The sequence below is a fragment of the Novosphingobium sp. NBM11 genome (genome assembly GCF_015390225.1).
Lineage (GTDB): Bacteria > Pseudomonadota > Alphaproteobacteria > Sphingomonadales > Sphingomonadaceae > Novosphingobium.
Genome location: NZ_VUOG01000001.1, coordinates 746,292 through 764,594 on the forward strand (window position 1 = coordinate 746,292; position 18,303 = coordinate 764,594).

The window sequence follows — 18,303 nt, forward strand, 5'->3', positions numbered from 1 at the left end:
TCGGCAGATGGCATTCCCCCGTGCCTCTGTCCTGGCGGCGGCCGCGCTGACCATTTTTGAAGGCCGGGCGGTGTCCCGCCTTTCCCGTTCTTCGGACTCCCAGGCAGCTCCACCGTTTCCGCCTTCGTCAAAGATCGCGGCAGGACGGGCCGTCGGAGCGCGTGCTATGAGGCGAGCTGTCGCGGTTCTGCTCGTCGTCAGCGCGCTTCCCGCGATGGCGCATGCCCAGACGATGGAGGATCGCGCCCGCGCGGCCGCGCAGGCGTCGCGTGCGAAGACGGGTGACAGCGATACGCTACTCAACACCACGATCACGCCGGCGATGAGCGGGCAGCCGATCGCGACCGTCGACAACAGCAAGACGTTCACGCCGACGATCGCCTGCCAGAAGACGCAGAGCCTGCTCGAAGTGTTGGTCCAGCCCTCGGCCAGCGGTGACATTGGTATCGTCCGGATCAGCCAAGACAAGGATTTCGACGGGACGTTCAACACGGTGAGCAACCTGCCCGTGCCGGTGTCCGGTATCTGCGCGAACGGCATCATCTCCTGCGCGCCCGGTACCTGGAACCAGTGCAAGTATTTTCGCTGGGATGTCGACTCGTCCAAGTCCTTGAAGCTGACCCAGGTCGACATGCCCGAGCTTTCCGGTTGCTACTGCGTCAACAATAGCTGCGGCGCCAATCTCGTCTGGAACAACCTCAATTCGGTGCTGGGCGATCTCGGCGGCGGCATGGTGGGCGCGCTCACTACCGCCGATCCGCGCATCGGCGTGGCGCAGGCACAGATCAATGGTCCGGTGATTGACTATGTCGGTGCCCAGTCGACCGCTTGCGCGAGCGACGGGACCGTCGCGCAGACGGCGTATAAGAACAACCCGGCCGCCATCCAGGGGGATGCCGCGTCGATCGCCGCCGGCAACAGCATCTTCCAGATGGTCGCGGCGTCACCTGCGGGTTCGGGAAAAGCGCAGCAGACCAGGGCCTGCACGATCGAGCGTCAGGTCAATGTCATCGACCCACAACTCGATGACATCATCGCCCGCACCGCCGGCGGTTATGCGACCAGCCGGACCGCCAACAACGTTGCCGATTTCCTAATGGGCTCCCCACCGGACAACAGCCTGAGCGGAGGGTCCTGCAGTCTCTTCGATTTCCGCATGACACTGCACGTATCCGACCCCGCGCGCATTCGGCAAGCATCCCTGGTCGAATGGTTCGCGGACGACTGGGGTCAGGTGCGGATCGACGGCAACCTCGTCGATTCGGGACCCTCGCCCTGGACAACCAGCGGTCTGCCGCCCGGAAAATGCGAGCTGAAGAAGACCTATTACGCTTTCCCCAATCTCGACCTGAAACCCTATCTGACCAAGGGAGACCACGAGATCTGGTTGCGGGCGGCGGTCAGCAGCGGTGGTGAGGCGTTCGCAGATGTCCATGTCGAGGTGGATGACAGCTGCGGTTCCACGGAGCAGCTCGTCGACCTGTGTTCAGGGTACGCGGCGGACAGCAAATGCCATCTCGACAGCGAGGATGTCGACGGCGTTGAGACCTTCCGGGGCGGCGTTGCCACCGGCCTGAGGCCCCTGCCCCAGACCTGGCTGTTCGGAGCCGACCGGTGCACGTTGCAGCTCACCCGCGACTTCTTCCTGCGCAAGCGCAACTATGTCTGCGAGACGGACAACGCGGCGTTGCCCGATCCGGACCTGAGCCGCGGCGCCTATATCATCGACCATTCGACCGAGACGTTGCTCGCTGACAAGCAAACCCAGGCGGATGGCAGCGTCACCACTACGACCCGGCCTTTCAGCCTTCCGGATCGGGGCAGCGTACCCGCCTGCGAGACGATCTGCAAAACCCAGGCGCCGAAGATCAACACGGCCGCCGCGCCATCGGGTGTGATGGGAAGCCAGCAGAATGATCCGACCGGGATCGACACCTTCTATCACGTCTGCTCGGCCGACAATGTCTGCCCGACCGGCCCCGGCGAGCAAATCGTCTCTGCCTGCGGTTGCCTCGACGATTTCCCTGAAGCCGTCGTGATGATGCAGACGGTCAGGCTCGGCGGCGCTGACATGACCTGCACGAGTGCCACGCCATGAAGAGTTCGTTCCTCAGCCGATCGCTGCTGCTCGTCTCAGCTCTGTCGCTTGTAAGCGGCCAGTCGGCGGCTTATGCGCAGGCGAGCGCCGCCGCGATGCCGCAAGCGCGCGCGGTGATCGCCATTCCTGTCGAGCCGATCGATCCGATCGAACCGACCGACCCGACGGGCCCAACCGGACCGACCGGCCCCGCGCCCACCAGCGCCAGTGAAATGTGCGCGGTCGATCTCAACGGCAATGGCGATGCGGCCGATGAGGGCGAGACGGCGAGCTGCGCGGCGACGGCGAGCGGCGGCTGGCAATGCCCGATCAGGGCAGTAGCGTGTACGGTGACGGGGCCGGCCACCTATGCTTGCCCGCTCGGGGACCAATATGCTTGTGAGGTGCCGGCTGGCGGCGGCGCGCCGACCTGTTCGCCCGACGCCTGTATCGACACGGGCGCCAATCCGGTCGTCACCGATCCGGTCGTGGACGATCCCGGCGTGCCCAATGACGGCCAGGTCGACGCCGACGGGAACTGCCTCGACCATATCGAGATCTTCTCAGGCCGCGCGCTGCGGTGCCGTCCGCCCGGCCTGCTCGATACCTTCCAGAACTGCTGCGCCGACAAGGGCAAGATCATCAAGGATGGGATCGGTTCGTCGCTGACCTCGCTCAGCACGAAGATCGCGGTCGCCAAGGGCGTGCTGACCGGCATGAAAGCCGCCTACACCGCCTTCAAGGCTGGCGCGACCGCCAGTCAGGCGGCCACCGCCGGGCTCAAGGGGATCATCGGCATCGACCCGACCTCGCTCGCCATCAGCCTCGCGATCAACCTCATCATCGAGTTCCTGTTCCAGGGATGCGACAGCCAAGACATGGAGACCGGCATGCTGCGCGGCTCAGGCATGTGCCACGAGATCGGCAGCTACTGCACCTCGAAGATTCTTGGCATCTGCATACAGAAGGCCAAGGGGCATTGCTGCTTCAACACCAAACTCGGCCGCATCATCCAGGAGCAGGGTCGGCCGCAGCTCAAGTCGTTCAATTCCATTGGCTGGGGCACGCCGAAGAACCCGATGTGCCGGGGTTTCACGCCTGAGGAGTTTCAGGCGCTCGATTTCTCGAAGCTGGACCTCTCCGAATATTATTCGGACATCGAGGCCCGGGCTCAATCCGACATCCAGATCGATATGAAGGACCGCGTCGATGCGTATATGCAGACGATCGGCAAGAATTAGCCTCGTCCTGGCCCTGGCGCTCGGGGTAACCCCGGCCGTGCGGGCGCAGACCGTGGCCGGATCGCCGCCGAGCCCACCGCCGACCGACGCGCGCTCGAAGGCAGCCAGCGAAGGCAATGCCGCCATGGAGCGGCTCAAGCAAGCCGTCAGCGCGCAAAAGGGTCGCGCAACGACGGGGGAGCCCGCCCCGTCGGTTCAGCCTTCGGCCGAGCTCCGTCGGCGGGCTTTCGATGCTTTGCGGCGGCATGCTGCTTCACCCCAGATGGATGCGCGTGCTCGCGCAGCGTTCGCGACGGGACAGGCCGGGCTTGATGCCGAGCGCGAGGCAATGGCCGCGAAGCTCGGCCAGGCGCTGGGCCTCAGCGCGCCTGACATGGCCGCTGTCGCCGGCGCTGCCGCGCCGGATACAGTCAAAGGCTGGGTGCCGGTCCTGTTCGCATCGTCGTCGATGCCGATTCCGACGCTGAGGGCCTATGCCGCACAACTTGAGCGCGTGGGCGGCGTGTTGGCGTTCCGGGGTATGCCGGGCGGTCTTACCCGCGTTGGACCCATGGCGAAGCTGTCCGCCGAGATCCTGCGGATCGATCCAGGCTGCTCGGGCCCCGCATGCGCAATGCGGGGTGTCCAATTGATCGTCGACCCGATCGTCTTTCGCCTGGCTGGCGTCACGCGGGTGCCGGCGCTCGCGATGATCCCGGGCGATCCCACCCAGCCCTATTGCGAGCGCGACGCGGCTAGTCCGCCGATCGCTCGCATCGTGTCCGGAGACGCGAGCCTCTCCGGATTGCTTGAGGAATATGCCCGCCTTGGCGGCAAAGAGGAGGTGCGCGATGCTCAGACTCGCTTGGGCGCTCGCTAAATGGATTTGGTCCGAGTTGCGGTTCTTGCCCATACGGGCGGCGGTCGCGCTCGGCAGTGGTGGCCTTGGCCAGCCGCCAAAGCCTGAGCAATTGCTGAAGGCCTATCTGATCGTGTTGCCGATCGGGCTCGCGACCTGGTGGGTGATCCCGCAATTCACGCTGGTGATGACGCCCTCGATACACGCATGGGCGGTGCGGGCCGATCCGGGGCCGATCCACAAGGGCGATCTCGTCTCGTTCATGCTCACGAACGCGATCGCCGGGCCCAAGCCGGTGTCGGTCACCAAATATGCGCTGTGCATGCCCGGCGAACGGCTCGACATGATCGAGAAGCCGTCGTTCGGAGGCCACACGTGGGACGGCTGGTACTTCTGCAATGGCAAGCTGCTCGGCGTGAGCAAGCCCTACGGCCGCAAGGGACAGAAGCTCGATCACTATCAGCCAAACGGTGTGATCATCCCATCGGGCTATGCCTATGTCGGGTCGAACCATCCGGACGGGTTTGACAGCCGTTATTATGGGCCTGTCGCGATCGGCCGGCTGACCAGAATGGAGAAGTTGCTGTGATCGCCGGGATGCGCTGCCTGCGCGCGGCTCTTCTTGCCGCGATCACACTCTCGGTACCGGTCCAGGTCCAGGCCCAGGATCAGCGGCCAGCCATGACCGGCAAGGATGGGTATTGGTGGTACCAGGCACCGCCGAAGGCCGCCGAGGAAAAGCCCGATCCCGATGCGCTGGTGAAGCCGGTGATTCCGCCGATGGTCGAGCTTGCGACCTGGACGCCGCCGAAGATCCATAAGCTGATCGAGCAGCAGCGCGATTATGCGGCGACCGTGCTTACGGTCGATGCCGTCGCCGATTTCTGGAAGCTCGAGGATTTCGCGCGGCGCAAGGCGCGGGCGTTCGCCGGCGTGACCCAGATCGCGATGCTTCAGCATCCCGAGCTCAATTCGAAATCGGCCAATCCGATGGTCGGGGATGCGCGCGATCAATTGACCGCGTTCAAGGACGATGCGCGCAGGCAATATCTGCGCGCGCATGCCTCGGAGTTCGCCCTGGTCATGTTCAGCCGGACAAGCTGCGGATATTGTCGGGTGCAGTGGCCCATCGTCCAGCGTTTCCAGGAGGAAATGGGCTGGCAGGTCACGCTGATGGATCTCGACCGCCGGCCCGAGGTTGCCCAGCGCTTCGGGGTCGAGGTGACGCCGACGACGATGATCATCCGGCGGAACAGCCAACTGCGGATGGTGATCGCAAACGGCGTCGAGGCCTATCCCAACCTCGCACAAATGGCGTACCAGGCCGTGCGATTGCTCACCGGCGATATTCGGCCCGAGCAGTTCATGACCGGCGCCGGCGAGGAAGACGGGTTCTTCGACGCGCTCGCGAATGGGCCGGTCTCTGCGACCGATCCGCGCGTGCTCGGGGGCGATCTGGTCAACACCGGCGGGAGTCCGCGGCCGTGACGCGGCGTGTCCTTGCCGGAGCAGCAATGGTATCCGCCGTCGCGGGAATCGCGGCGGGAGCGATGGCTCAATCGGCATCGGCAGGGCAAGATGCAGCGCGTCGCGCCGCGATCCACCCGGTTGCGGACACCGCCAGCCTGCAGGCGTGGCTCGCTCGCGTTCCGCTGACCCGTCAGTTTCCGCCGGACTTCGCCGATACATTGCGCGGCCAGGCGCCGGCGTTCGTCATCGAAATGAGCACGAGCCCGGGTTGCGTACCGTGCGGCGATATGTGGACCAAGCTATCGGCCTTTGGCCGGCAATATGGCTGGCGCGTCGCTGCGATCGGCGGCCAGGAAGCGATGGTCCGTTCGGGCCGGCTTGGGCTGCCCTGGGTTGGCCATCCGGTCGTTTGGGTCCGACCGATCGCGGATTCGAACAGGATCGTGCCGATCGCGATCGGCACCGATCATGCGCTGAACCTCGCCCGCAACATCTATCTCGCCGTCAAGATGCTGACGGGCGTGCGACCTGATGTCGGCCTTCGGGCCATGTCCAAATATACCGGGATTGTCGGCGTGGGCGCGCCGCGGAATCCGGCCAACCGAGGAGGCTGAGCATGGCGGGCCAGCACCTCTTTCATCTCACTCGAACCCGAGGAAGCCCGCCATGTCGCTTGCCGTTCCCAGACTCTATCGTCGTCTAGCTCGCCCTCTCTCGTTCAGCCTGTGCGGGATCGTCGCTGCGTGCGGCACCGCGGCCCCGGCACATGCGCAGAGCTGGGCGGAAAGTTGGTTCGACAACGCAACCTACACCTCTCCCGGCAGCTTCGAGGATCAGACGCGCGGCTATGTGACCGCGGGTGGCATGTCAGGCCGTGTGGATGTCCATAACGACTATCTGATGTCGCTGAGCCTGCCCAAGATCAAGGCCGGATGCGGCGGCATCGACATGTTCCTGGGTGGTATGTCGTTCCTTGATCCCGACTATCTCGTCCAGAAGCTGGAGAGCATTCTTCAGGCGGCCCCCGCGGTCGCGTTCCAGTATCTGCTTGAGACGCTCGACGAGAAGATGGGTAACATCATTTCGAAGATGGAGGCGGCGACCAACTTCCTGAATTCGATTCAGGTCAATGATTGCCGGTTGGCCAACCGCGCGGTCCAGATCGCCAAGGGCGACGACAATATGAGCGGCATCATCGAGGAGATGACCGGCTACAAGTCGGTGAAGGAAGGGTTCGCGAAAAGCTACCAGCAGAGCCGCGAGAAGATCCAGGCGAACCAGAATAACCCGACCGAGGATCTGAAGGACGCGCTGCAGAATTGCCCGGCCGAGGTGACCGACATCTTCCGCACGGGATCGCTGCTTTCGCACGCGGCTTCGCGGGTCGGTGCCGGCGACTGGGCGGATGTGATGCGCGCGCGTGTCGGCGACGTCTATATGCGCTGGGACCCGACCGACAAGGTGCCGCTCTTCTCGGCGATTCCCGCCTGCCCGAAGCAGGATACGGAAAGCGCCGATGACTTCCTCTCCGGCCGCGTCCAGAAGCGCGCGCTCAATGTGCCGCCCACGGCCGGTGATTGCAGCCAGGACGGCACCAAAGGTGCGCTCGAACTCGCCCGCACCCGGATGGAGTCGATCGCCGGCAAGATCAGGACGCGGGGTGGGCTTTCGGCGGACGAACGCCAGTTCGTTGCCAATGTCAGCACGCTACCTGTGTATCGGATGCTCGAATGGGGCGTTCGACAAGGCGTCCAGGGCTCGGTCATCAGCGATACCGATGAGCTGGTAGCGTTCACCCTTGCCTATCAGATGCTGAACGACCTGACCCGCTCCATCGACTTCGCGCTCAGCAATGCCGAGCGTGGGACGACGGCGGCCGGCGCTGCCAATGCGACCAGTACCAATATCTGCCAGACCCGCATCCTCACCAAGGGCATCGAGCAATTGCGGGACCTGCGCGAGGAGGTCCTCCGCCAGCGTGCCCAGATGCGTCAGTCCTATCTCGCGGCGCTGAGCCAGGCGAACCTCTCGACATCCTATGCTGGGCTTTTGCGTCAGCGCGATCGCGATGCGCGCGACGCCGCTGGTGCCGCCGCGAACCGCAACCAGTAGGTGCTCCAATGATGCGTCGGATCCTTCGCGCCGTTGTCACGGTCGCCGCATTGCTCGCCGCCTCGCCGGCCTTTGCCGTCGATACGAGCTTCTACACCTATGACGGCTTCGCCGAGACGGTAGATGCATTCCGTCTCGTCGCGATGATCTTTGCCGACCCGCGTTACGAGACGCTGGTCGTGGTGATCGCGACGGTCGGGATTGCGGTGGGAGCGACGCTGACCGCCATTCGTGGCCAGGGTATGGGGCTTGTCGCCTTCGGCTTTCAGATGCTGGTCGGCATCGGCCTGTTCGTCGGTATGATCGCGACCACCGGCACGGTCCACGTCTATGACAAGGTGCGCAACGCCTATCAGCCGGTCGGCGGCGTCCCCAATCTGCTCGTGCTGGTCGCCGGCACGACCAACCTGATGGAGCGCGCCCTGGTCGAGACGATCGACGACAACACGCTCGATCCGGATTCCAAGATCGAGTTCGGCGCCGGGGGGCACACGTTCGACCTGTTCTTCAATGCCGTCGCGCCGCGTGGCCCGATGACCGACACCTTCCTTGATGCAACGATCAAGGACTATGTCCGGCAATGCTATCCGGTCGCGCGCGTGTCGCCGGCTTACGGCATCGACGATGACAAGTTGTTCCGCACGACAACCGATCTGCCAGCCGCGTTCGCAGCGATGGCGGGACCTGCGACCTTCAGCACGGTCTATACGGCGGCGGACAAGGGCGGCACGACGAAGAGCTGCGACGAGTCTTGGCAATATATTTCTGACAGGCTCTCCGATCCGACCTTGTTCGACGATTACACCAGGCAGGTTTGCCTGCGGACGGGCTTCGACGCGACCGATGCCAATCAGCTCACTCGCTGCCGCGCCCAGCTCGGCGAGGTGGGCGGCATGATGATGGGCTCTCCGCTGTCGCTTCAGGCATTCATGACAGATGTCCTGCTCGGCAACACCGTGGGCGACGTCCTGTTCGAGGATAGCCCGGCAACAGCGGCCCGGGTCATGGCCAATCGCGCCGTAATGTCGAGCGGTCTTGCCACGATGTCGGTTGCAAACGAATGGATGCCGACGATCCGCGCGGTCGTATTCGGCATCATGCTGTTCATGATCCCGATCGCGCTTCTGTTCATCCTGACGCCGATCAACCTTCGGGTCATGAGCTTCGCGCTTGGGCTGTTCGTGTTCGTCGCCTTGTGGGGCGTGATCGATGCCGGCATTTACCAGCTTACCCTTGGGCGCGCGATGGGCGCGCTTGCCGAGATGCGCTCGAACGCCAACGGCGCCAACGCCTGGCTTCTCGCCCCTTCTTCCGCGCAAAAGGCCCTTGCGATCTTCGGCAGCTTCCGCACGGCGGCGGCGGGCCTGGCGGGCGCGTTCGTGTTCACGGTGTTCCGGTTCTCGGGGAATGTCTTCACGGCGTTCACCAGCGGCGCGCTCGGCGTCCAGGGTCAGGGCACTGCCGCCGCGTCGCCTATGGGCACAGCGGAAGGTCGCGCCTCGGCCCTTGAGGCACAGGCGTCCGCGTTGGGCACATCCGCGCGACGCGGGGCTTCGTCGAGCTTTGGTGACTTTGGCGAGCGATCGACATTTGGCGCCAACCGCAGCTTCGGCGCGGCGAGCACGATGTTGGGTGAGCGCAACAGCGGGGTGCCAGGAGTGCCGGCATTCGGCATGGGCGGGATCGACGCGGCGCGCGAACTTGGCGGGCTCGCACCGGCGCTCGTCAATGGGGATCTGTCCAACCCTGCGACGCAACGCGCAGTCAGGGCCAACGCCACGACGGCCGCGTTTCAACAGTTCGCCGAGAAGGACGCGCTCCGGGCTTTGGGTACAACCTATTTCGGTTCCGGTCAGGCTGGTGAGCGCGCCTTCGCTGCGTTCTCGCAGCATCTGGTGCAATGGCGCGCCTTTGGGGATCAGCGCGCTTACGACATGATGCAGCAGGGCGCGACGCGGGCCTTCGAGCGAGGCGGCTACTCGCCGAAGGACGCTGCGCTGAAGGCGTCCGGTGTCATCGCTCAGGCCTCGGCGGACCCGACCTTTGCAAAGCTGACCGCCAATGCCTTCGACCAGGAAGCGATGCTCCGCAATGACATCACCTCCGCGCAGGTCCAGGTCGGTGCTATGGAAGGGCGGCGCGATTTCGCCGGCAACAAGGTCGCCGGCATCGAGCGCGGAAACGTGGCAACCGAGCAGGCCCATCGGACCGGCACCAACCAGGGACAACGCGACGCCGCCGGCATGCTTGGCCTGTCGGTTCAGGAGACCAGCCGCCGCATCGGCTTTATCAACGCGCTCGCCGGCGAAGCGCGCTCTTCCGCGATCACCCAACTCTCCCGCGCGACTGGCCGCAATGAGGCGCAGGTCGAGCACGCGCTCGAAACCTATAATGCGTCGACGCAACTCGGTACGGCGGATGGGGCCACCGCGGAAGCAGGACGCGAGGGAACGAGTGTCTACGGACGGACGCGCGAGACAGCCGGGTTCGATTTTGCCGAGCGCGCGGGCAAGCTCGACGCGCAACGCGAAGTTGGGCGGGACGGTACGAGGAGCGCGGCGCGCATCGGGGAAGAGCGTCGACAGTCGGACAATTTTGGGTTTGCGGAGGGCGCGGAGGCGGCAGGCGTCTCGACGCGCGAAGCTGCGCGGCTCGATAGCTTCATCCGCACGCTTGCCGGGACGGCCGGCAATCAGGTCGATATGGCTGACGGCGGCGCCGGTGGGATCGCGGATCGCGCGCGTAATGAGCGTACGTCTCGAATCGTCGACAATCAGCGCCTGACGCGAATGCAGGGGCTGCTGCGCGCCAATGGCATCACGATGACGAAGAAGCAGCTAGCGATGAGCCAGAATGGCGACCTTGCCATGAACGTAACGCCAGAGGTCGCTGGTCAACTGCGCCGCGCCGGGCTGATCAATGACAGCCAATATGGTGCAATTGCCGGTGGCGGTTCGGCGCGGTTCAGTTTCGCCGATAATGACCTCTTGGTGTCGAGCAGCACGGGTTTCACTAGATCGGCGCGTAGCGACACCAGCACACGCTTCGAAGCCGGCAAGCAGGCCGGCCCTGACACGATCGAGCATTTCCTCGGTGGCGGTGCCGAAGGAAAGGCCGCCATGGCCCATTGGCTCAAGGGCGGGTTCGAGATGGACCGCCAGGGGAATTGGCGGCTGAAACCGCAGGTCGCCGACACGCTCGAACGGGATGTTCAAGCAATTATGGCTCAAACCGGATGGTCGCGGAATATCACTCGTCGCGCGGAGGACAGCACCACTATGGGAACCGATGTCGGTCTTTCGGTTTCAGCAAGCGCGCAGCGCGGGTCCTCCAAGGGTGGCGGAAAAGGGAGCTCGGCATCTCTTTCCGGCGGCGCGGGCGGTTCGTTAGGTTTCGCAGGCAGCGACCGCGGAACAACTTCAGAGAATGCCGACGCTACACTAGACATAGTGAATTATGACGTGAGAGGAGCCGTAGCTTCCGCAGAACGCGCGGCATCTCGCTCGCCCAATCCGGAGCAAGCTTTTACACGAGTTCTCTCCGATCAGTTGCTTGGCGACCGTGGATTGCGGAACCGGTACCTCGAGGACGCTGATTCCGCGCGTGGGACAGCCGATATTACCGGACCCCTTACCTCGATCGAGCAATCGTCAGTCCTAGGCAGCGGCAGATTTTCGGATGATCTCGCTAACGGCCCGTTTGATGGTGATCCAAAATTCAAGGAGCGGCGGGATAAATGAAACTATTTCATATCATCTAGGGAACCCCTGAGCAAGTAGGCCTTGCAGAGTAGGCCTTGCAGAGGCAATGATGGAATGATTCTCTTCGCAAAAGGAGGGCCGCATGAAGCAGGGTCGTTTTTCAGGGATTGGGATTTCACGGCCACGCAAACAGACGCGGCTGGCGGTATTTCTGGATCAGATGGCGGCTGTGGTTCCGTGGGAGCGGTTCGAGCAGTTGATCATTGCGCATTACCCGGTGGTGGGGCGGGGGCGTCGTCCTTACCCGTTGCGGTCGATGCTGAAGATCCATTTCATGCAGCAATGGTTTGGCCTGTCCGATCCAGCGATGGAAGAAGCGCTGTGGGAGACGCCACTGTTGCGGGAATTTGCAAGGATCAGCCTCGACTTCGAGGGCGTACCCGACGAGACGACGATCTTGAAGTTTCGGCATTTGCTTGAGAAGCATGAATTGAGCAAAGCGCTGTTTGACGAGATGACGGCGGTTTTGACCGAGCGCGGTTTGCTGTTGCGCCAGGGCACGATCGTGGATGCGACTTTGATCGCCGCGCCGCCATCGACCAAGAACCGCACGAAGTCGAGCGATCCCGAGATAAAGCAGACCAGGAAGGGCAATCAATGGTATTTCGGCATGAAGGCGCATATCGGCGCAGACGCGGCTTCGGGCTGCGTGCATTCGGCCGAAATGACATCGGCCAATGTGCATGATAGCGTGGCGACCGATGCCTTGCTTTACGGCGAGGAGGAAATTGCCTTTGGCGACAGCGCCTATGCCAGCAATGAGCGTTCGCTCGAAGCCGATCGAACCGAAGCCGACGTCGTCTGGGCCACGCCCTTCAAGCGCAAGAAGGGCCAGGCCCTGACCGATGAACAGCGCCGGATCAACCGGCTGACGTCTTCGTTCCGCTCCAAGGTCGAGCATGTCTTCCGGGTCGTCAAGCGCCAGTTCGGCTACACCAGGACCCGTTATCGCGGACTGTACAAGAACAACCAGCAGATTTTCTGCCAGCTCACCCTGGCCAATATCTACATCATGCGCGAGCAATTGGCCTGAACTGCAGGATAATTGCGCCCGCAGAACGGGAAACGGCCCGGAAAACAGCCAAATACCGACGGAAATAGGCCGAAAATCCACAATATTGGCCAAATTCGCGCACCGCAAGGAGCGCGGCGCGGCAAAGCTCACCGTTGACGCCGCACGACGCCCAATTCTCTACCTGCGCAGGTTCCCTAGATATCGCCAGTGGTTGGGCGAGCGAGGATCGAGGGGGTCGGCCATCGGGTCGAGGTATCCACCAACGGAGCGCTTCGGAAACAACTCGTCATGAGATGGCTCGACCCATTCCCAGCCGTAATATTCCATCCACGCCGGTACAAAGCGCACTCCAAGAACCATCAAAGCGGTGAACGGATAGAGGGCGATATTGAGATAGCCGGCCACCGCGGTCGAATAAGCATCGTCGAGAACTGGGCTCCAATAGGAGGCGAGTTTGCCCGTCCAATAGATAGCGATGCTGGCCCACCAGAGTTTCGCATACCAGGGGCGCCACAGCCAGGCCGATGCTCGGGGCCGCGACCGCACAGCGCTCGCGTCCAATTCTGCCTGTTCGCTCATGACGTCGACTGGGCCCATGCCGGATCCTTTCTGCCGTGGAGAATACCATCGGCAAGGAAAGATTGGAATCCCGTCATGGCGAACTTCGGCTCCAATTCACGTCCTATGGTCATTCCCTTGGCGAGCGGCCGACCGCCCTTTCCCACTTCTCTCCTCACCCTGGAGTGGTCTGTTGTCGAGTTGCCTGATCCTCGGAGACAGCATCGCGATCGGTGTCGCCGCAGCGCTGCAGATCCTTCATTTCGGAGGGTGCGATGTCCTGGCGCGGAACGGGGCCTCTGTCGGGTCAATAGCGGCAATGGCACCTTCAATCGGGTATCGCCAGGTCGTTGTCTCAGCAGGCTCCAATGATCGTCTGAGCCCGTCGCGTGCACGCGACCTTGTCACACTGCGACGTAAGCTGTGGGGCGCAAAGGTTACGTGGATATACCCTCGGCAGCCGACGCCTGCATGGGATGTGTATCGCGTGGCGCGGCGTTTTGGCGACCGGACGGTCGATATAAAAAGCGCCGGCTCGAGGGACGGTGTCCATCCGCGAAGCTATATCGCGGTGGCACGCGCAATCCTTTTCCAAGCGGACCGGGCTAATTTTCAACAGTCGCGCTGGCGATCGGTGGGCGGGACGATGCGATAACGCCATCAGCGTTGACGTTACCTGCCCTGTTAGCGCCGAAGGAGATCGGTGAAGGCGATCTGTCCATCAAAGAGCGCCCGCACGATCAAATAGGCGCGCTGCGCGTTACCATAAGCCCGCCTCACCCCCTCGACATGTTCATGGGCGGTCGATCGCGATACGCCGAGAATATTGCCGATCTCCCGGTCGGTCTTTCCCCTTCCGACGAGGACAAGCGCTTCCATCTGTCGCGGCGTAAGGTCCGGTACAACGGTATCCTCAAGCCTCAATTTCTTCCGCATGATCCGCCTGGCTGCTTCGAATGCAAATGTACCGCACAGTTGGGCGATTGGCAGTGCGTTTTCGTGGAGTTGGTCGAGCGATCGCGCCGCGAAGGAGCATGTTCCCTGATATTCACCGGGCAGATGCACAGGCACCGTGAAACCAGCGCCAAGGCCGAAGCCGATGGCTTCCGAAAGAATCTGCTTGTGACGGGGCGTCAGACGGATGATGTCTCCGACGTCGTGCCACGAGAAGCCATTGACGGTCTTGGTACTTGCAAGATGGATAGGATCCTCCGCGAAATATGCGCGCTCGAGGACATGGGATACCCAGTCTTCGTTATAGGTCGATAACCGGATTGCTCCTTGCGGCGGGCACGTCAGGTCAACATGGTGGCCCATCGCAAACTGCGAGAACCCGAGCATATTGGTGACCCGCCTTAGGGCTTCATTTAAATCGTCTTCGGTCAGAACCGAGCGAAAGGCCTTAAGGAAGTGGTTCAGATCCAGTTTGGTCAACATAACGGCAGACCCTTCTAAAAGGAGGAATGCCTCTCGAGCCCTCTCCTGAACCGTGTACTTTTGAGCGAAAATCTCTTTCATTTCGTCGCAGGCCGAGTCTTCCCGATACCGCTAACTAGATGTGTTGTTCGCTAATTTCGACCAACAGCTCAAGGAACGTGGTTATCTCGCTATGGGCGGTCAGATCGTCGATGCGACACCGGTGGCCGCGCCAAAGCAACACCGCGCCAGGATCCAGACCCTTTTTGATCAGCTATCGGGCAGTGTCGAGTTCGTGTATATCTGCCCGATGTGGGGAGCTTCGCTATGAAGCTCTGCCGGGCGCCGGATGCAGATCCAGGTCGCCTCCTGCAGTACCTTCGTCCAGCGATCCCACCTGCAGTTCCTTCACGACGATCTCGCGGATGGCTGTCTTCAGCAGCTTCCCGGTCGCGGTATGCGGCAGCTCCTCGACGACCAGCACATCGTCCGGAATACTCCATTTGGGAATCTTACCCGTGTACAGTTCGACCATGTCCTGACGTGAGAAATTCATCTCCGGCTTGAGCTGCACGATGAGCACCGGGCGCTCGCCCCAGCGCTCGTCCGGCTTGCCGACGACAGCGGCCTCTTTGATGGCCGGATGGGCCTGGGCGATATTCTCCAGCTCGATCGAGCTAATCCATTCGCCGCCGGATTTAACCACATCCTTGGTGCGGTCGACGATCTGGATAAAACCATCGGCATCCATGGTCACGACGTCGCCCGTGTCGAACCAGCCCTCTGCCGCGTGCGCCGGGCTGATGGGGCTGTTGTAGTAGCCGGCGGCGACCCAGGGGCCGCGCACGAGCATCGAACCGAAGCTCTTGCCGTCCCTCGCGATCGGCTCGCCATCGGCGCCCTTGATGCAGAACTCCATGCCGAAAAGCGGCCGTCCCTGCTTGGCCTGCAGCGCCAGTTTCTGTTCGGCCGGTAGTCCTTCGTGCTTCGTCTTCAACGTCGCGGCGAGGCCGATCGGGCTGGTCTCGGTCATCCCCCAGGCGTGCCGGACCATGACACCCTTGTTCTGGAAGCGGCTGATCATGATCGGAGGCGAAGCGGAACCCCCGATCGCGACGCGCTTCAGACTTGTGAACGATTGGGCGTGCGAGTCCATCCAGTCCAGCAGTGCGAGCCAAACGGTCGGCACACCGGCGGTAAATGTCACGCCTTCCTGCTCGAACAACTCATGCAGGCTGGCGCCGTCCAGCCTCGGCCCCGGCATAACAAGCTTGGCGCCGACCATCGGTGCCGCGAAAGGGACACCCCAGGCATTGACGTGGAACATCGGCACGATCGGCGAGGCCGAATCCAGGGCCGAGAGTCCCAGCACATCGGGCAGCGCGCAGGTCATGGCGTGCAATACGCTGGACCGATGGCTGTAGAGCACGCCCTTGGGCTCGCCCGTAGTCCCGGAGGTGTAGCACAGGCCCGACGCGGTATTCTCATCGAGATCCGGCCACTCGTATTCGTCCGATTCTCCCGCGATCAGTGTCTCGTAGCAGACGAGACCGGGAAGGATCTCGGATTTCGGCATATGGGCTTCGTCGGTCATGATGACGACGGCCTTCAGATCCTTCAGCCTGTCCGCCAGCACTTCGAGGATCGGCAGGAACGACAGGTCCGAGAAGAGGATCCTGTCTCCGGCATGCGCGATGATATAGGAGATCTGCTCTGGGAAGAGGCGCGGGTTGATCGTGTGGCAGACGAGGCCGGATCCGGACACGCCATAATAGAGCTCCATGTGCCGATAGCCGTTCCAGGCCAGTGTTCCGACCCGGTCGCCGTTTTCGAGGCCGAGGCGTCCGAGGGCATTGGCGAGCTTCTGCGCGCGCCTTGAAAGCTCGGCATAGGTATAGCGGTGGATCGGCCCTTCCACCGTGCGCGATACGACCTCCGTGTCGCCGTGATAGGCCGCCGCGTGTCGCAGAATCGACGACACGAGCAGCGGCGAGTGCATCATCTGTCCAAGCATCACATTTCCTCCCAAGGAATTTCTGATCAAAGCAGTTCGGCTTCGATATCCATCAAAGACGCTGCCCCGCTGATGATTGCCGCCTCCAGCCAGAGCGTCTGCGGCAGCACCCGCTCTGCGAAGAACGTCGCGGTCGCCAGCTTGCGGCGATGAAGCGGAGTCTGTCCGGTGGCCGCCTGGGCCGCCATCCGGACCCACACCCAGCCGAAGGCCACGAGTGCGAAAAGGCGCAGATAATCGGCGGCGGCAGCTCCGGCCTCCGCGGGCGCGGCTCGCGCCGCGAGAAGGTGGCGCGTCGTGGTTTCCAGGCGGCCGAGCGCCTGGGCAGTGGCCTTCGTGATGACACCCGCTGCGGGTAAATCCGCAGCTGTACGCAGATCCTGCTCGATGAGCGCGAAAAAGCGCGAGGCCAGCGCGCCATCCTCCATCGGCAACTTGCGGCTGACGAGGTCGAGCGCCTGAACGCCGTTGGTGCCCTCGTAGATCTGCGTAATGCGCGCGTCTCGGACGAACTGCTCCATGCCCCATTCGCGGATGTAGCCGTGGCCGCCGAGCACCTGCTGCGAGGCCACGGCCGTCTCGAAGCCGAAATCGGTGAACGCTGCCTTCACAACCGGCGTGAGCAGTGCCACGAACCCGTCGGCTTCCCTGCGCGCGGCCTCGTCAGGATGCCGGGCGGCGATGTCCATTTGCATGGCGGTCCAGATCGCCAGCGCCCGGGAGGCATCGGCCAGGCTGCGGCCGGTCAGCAGCATCCTGCGTACGTCGGGGTGTTCGATAATCGCAACGGGACCGCGGGTGCCGTCTGAAGAACGGCCCTGAAGGCGCTCGCGTGCGTAGCCCGTGGCCTTCTGGTTCGCCGCTTCTGCGATGCCGAGTCCCTGGATGCCGACAAAAAGACGCTCGGCGTTCATCATCGTGAACATGGCGTTGAGGCCGCGGCCCGCCTCGCCGACGAGCCAACCGATCGCGCCGTCGTAGTTCATGACGCAGGTCGGCTGCGCGTGAATGCCCATCTTGTGTTCGAGCGACCCGACGGACATGTCGTTGCGCGCTCCGAGCGAACCGTCCTTCCCGATGAGGAACTTCGGAGCCAGGAACAGGCTGATGCCCTTGACCCCCTTCGGCGCGCCCGGCAAGCGCGCGAGGATCAGGTGGATGATATTGCCGCCGAAGTCATGGTCGCCGGAGGAGATGAATATCTTCGTGCCCTTGATCCGATAGGAGCCGTCGCCAACGGGCTCTGCCTTCGTTGTCAAAAGGCCGAGGTCGGTACCGGCCGCGGCTTCGGTGAGCGCCATTGCGCCAGTCCATTCGCCGGAGATCATCTTCGGCAGATAGGTCGCCTTGAGGTCCGAGTTCGCGTGGCGGGAGATCGCCTCCACCGCGCCTCGGGTGAGCCCGGGGAACAGGCCGAAGGACAGGTTCACGGAGGAGATCATCTCATCGACCAGTATCTGTACGACGCGCGGCAGACCCTGGCCGCTATATTCCGGATCGCCCGAAAGACCGGCCCAGCCGGCCTCTACGAATGCCCGATAGGCTTCGGGAAAGCCCTTCGGCGTGGAGACGAACCCGTTTTCAAGCCGGCAGCCCTCCTCGTCGCCGGACCGGTTCAGCGGTTCGAGCACGCCGACGCAGAACTTGCCAGCCTCATCGAGAATCGAGACAGCGAGGTTCGCGTTGACGTCTTCGTGGCCCGGCAGCCTCCGCATCAGGCCGTCGAAGTCGAAGACCTCTCCGAGCAGGAAGGTTATGTCGCTGACAGGCGGTGCATAGGATGTCATTGTTCTGTCTTTCT

Annotated in this window: 13 protein-coding genes and 1 pseudogene; 10 read left to right on the forward strand and 4 right to left on the reverse strand. The window is 63.0% G+C overall.

The window, feature by feature from the left end:
- The first annotated feature begins 166 nt into the window (after positions 1-166).
- The 9 genes from F1640_RS03565 to F1640_RS03605 all read left to right on the forward strand — a co-directional run bounded on the left by F1640_RS03565 (position 167) and on the right by F1640_RS03605 (position 12,532).
- A complete protein-coding gene (locus F1640_RS03565; protein ID WP_206694617.1) occupies positions 167-2,098 on the forward strand; it encodes a hypothetical protein in 1,932 nt (643 codons plus the stop codon).
- A 212-nt stretch (positions 2,099-2,310) separates the two neighbouring features.
- Positions 2,311-3,318 carry a conjugal transfer protein TraN gene (gene traN, locus F1640_RS03570; protein WP_255530449.1) on the forward strand — a complete coding sequence of 336 codons (1,008 nt, stop codon included), beginning with the start codon at positions 2,311-2,313 and terminating at the stop codon, positions 3,316-3,318.
- 37 nt (positions 3,319-3,355) lie between these two features.
- Positions 3,356-4,177 (forward strand): type-F conjugative transfer system pilin assembly protein TrbC, encoded by an 822-nt coding sequence (locus F1640_RS03575; RefSeq protein WP_309229188.1) that lies wholly within the window; start codon positions 3,356-3,358, stop codon positions 4,175-4,177.
- Entirely contained in the window at positions 4,149-4,745 is a 597-nt protein-coding gene (locus F1640_RS03580; RefSeq protein ID WP_194917798.1) for a S26 family signal peptidase, read from the forward strand. The genes F1640_RS03575 and F1640_RS03580 overlap by 29 nt, the downstream gene beginning before the upstream one ends.
- Positions 4,746-4,753: 8 nt before the next feature.
- Positions 4,754-5,644 carry a conjugal transfer protein TraF gene (locus F1640_RS03585; RefSeq protein ID WP_194921119.1) on the forward strand — a complete coding sequence of 297 codons (891 nt, stop codon included), beginning with the start codon at positions 4,754-4,756 and terminating at the stop codon, positions 5,642-5,644.
- A gap of 62 nt (positions 5,645-5,706) precedes the next feature.
- Positions 5,707-6,240, forward strand: a complete 534-nt coding sequence (locus F1640_RS03590) for a hypothetical protein (protein ID WP_194921121.1) — start codon at positions 5,707-5,709, stop codon at positions 6,238-6,240.
- Between the two features lie 52 nt (positions 6,241-6,292).
- Positions 6,293-7,738 (forward strand): conjugal transfer protein TraH, encoded by a 1,446-nt coding sequence (locus tag F1640_RS03595; RefSeq protein WP_255530204.1) that lies wholly within the window; start codon positions 6,293-6,295, stop codon positions 7,736-7,738.
- Between the two features lie 11 nt (positions 7,739-7,749).
- Positions 7,750-11,478, forward strand: a complete 3,729-nt coding sequence (locus F1640_RS03600) for a conjugal transfer protein TraG N-terminal domain-containing protein (RefSeq protein ID WP_194921132.1) — start codon at positions 7,750-7,752, stop codon at positions 11,476-11,478.
- A 103-nt stretch (positions 11,479-11,581) separates the two neighbouring features.
- Positions 11,582-12,532 (forward strand): IS5 family transposase, encoded by a 951-nt coding sequence (locus F1640_RS03605; protein ID WP_037483063.1) that lies wholly within the window; start codon positions 11,582-11,584, stop codon positions 12,530-12,532.
- A gap of 159 nt (positions 12,533-12,691) precedes the next feature.
- Here F1640_RS03605 and F1640_RS03610 read toward each other — a convergent pair whose 3' ends face one another.
- Positions 12,692-13,111 (reverse strand): hypothetical protein, encoded by a 420-nt coding sequence (locus F1640_RS03610; protein WP_194917800.1) that lies wholly within the window; start codon positions 13,109-13,111, stop codon positions 12,692-12,694.
- Positions 13,112-13,756: 645 nt separating this feature from the next.
- On the reverse strand, positions 13,757-14,509 hold the full coding sequence (locus F1640_RS03615; RefSeq protein ID WP_052192319.1) for a LuxR family transcriptional regulator: 753 nt from the start codon (positions 14,507-14,509) through the stop codon (positions 13,757-13,759).
- A 115-nt stretch (positions 14,510-14,624) separates the two neighbouring features.
- Between F1640_RS03615 and F1640_RS25955 the strand changes: the two are divergent.
- Positions 14,625-14,741: pseudogene (locus F1640_RS25955) on the forward strand (IS5/IS1182 family transposase); the annotation flags it as partial.
- A gap of 72 nt (positions 14,742-14,813) precedes the next feature.
- Here F1640_RS25955 and F1640_RS03625 read toward each other — a convergent pair.
- Together F1640_RS03625 and F1640_RS03630 are read right to left on the reverse strand one after the other, a co-directional pair.
- Positions 14,814-16,502 (reverse strand): long-chain-fatty-acid--CoA ligase, encoded by a 1,689-nt coding sequence (locus F1640_RS03625; RefSeq protein WP_119748563.1) that lies wholly within the window; start codon positions 16,500-16,502, stop codon positions 14,814-14,816.
- Positions 16,503-16,528: 26 nt separating this feature from the next.
- Positions 16,529-18,289: an acyl-CoA dehydrogenase C-terminal domain-containing protein gene (locus F1640_RS03630; protein ID WP_194917802.1), complete on the reverse strand. Its 1,761-nt coding sequence runs from the start codon at positions 18,287-18,289 to the stop codon at positions 16,529-16,531.
- Between the last annotated feature and the right edge of the window lie 14 nt (positions 18,290-18,303).

Bases quoted from the DNA above. Each gene is read 5' to 3' on its own strand.
- F1640_RS03595 (WP_255530204.1), top strand. From the start codon at position 6,293: ATGTCGCTTGCCGTTCCCAGACTCTATCGTCGTCTAGCTCGCCCTCTC.
- F1640_RS03590 (WP_194921121.1), top strand. From the start codon at position 5,707: ATGGCTCAATCGGCATCGGCAGGGCAAGATGCAGCGCGTCGCGCCGCG.
- F1640_RS03625 (WP_119748563.1), bottom strand. From the start codon at position 16,502: ATGCTTGGACAGATGATGCACTCGCCGCTGCTCGTGTCGTCGATTCTG.
- F1640_RS03630 (WP_194917802.1), bottom strand. From the start codon at position 18,289: ATGACATCCTATGCACCGCCTGTCAGCGACATAACCTTCCTGCTCGGA.
- traN (WP_255530449.1), top strand. From the start codon at position 2,311: ATGTGCGCGGTCGATCTCAACGGCAATGGCGATGCGGCCGATGAGGGC.
- F1640_RS03610 (WP_194917800.1), bottom strand. From the start codon at position 13,111: ATGGGCCCAGTCGACGTCATGAGCGAACAGGCAGAATTGGACGCGAGC.
- F1640_RS03615 (WP_052192319.1), bottom strand. From the start codon at position 14,509: ATGTTGACCAAACTGGATCTGAACCACTTCCTTAAGGCCTTTCGCTCG.
- F1640_RS03600 (WP_194921132.1), top strand. From the start codon at position 7,750: ATGCGTCGGATCCTTCGCGCCGTTGTCACGGTCGCCGCATTGCTCGCC.
- F1640_RS03565 (WP_206694617.1), top strand. From the start codon at position 167: ATGAGGCGAGCTGTCGCGGTTCTGCTCGTCGTCAGCGCGCTTCCCGCG.
- F1640_RS03585 (WP_194921119.1), top strand. From the start codon at position 4,754: ATGCGCTGCCTGCGCGCGGCTCTTCTTGCCGCGATCACACTCTCGGTA.
- F1640_RS03605 (WP_037483063.1), top strand. From the start codon at position 11,582: ATGAAGCAGGGTCGTTTTTCAGGGATTGGGATTTCACGGCCACGCAAA.
- F1640_RS03580 (WP_194917798.1), top strand. From the start codon at position 4,149: ATGCTCAGACTCGCTTGGGCGCTCGCTAAATGGATTTGGTCCGAGTTG.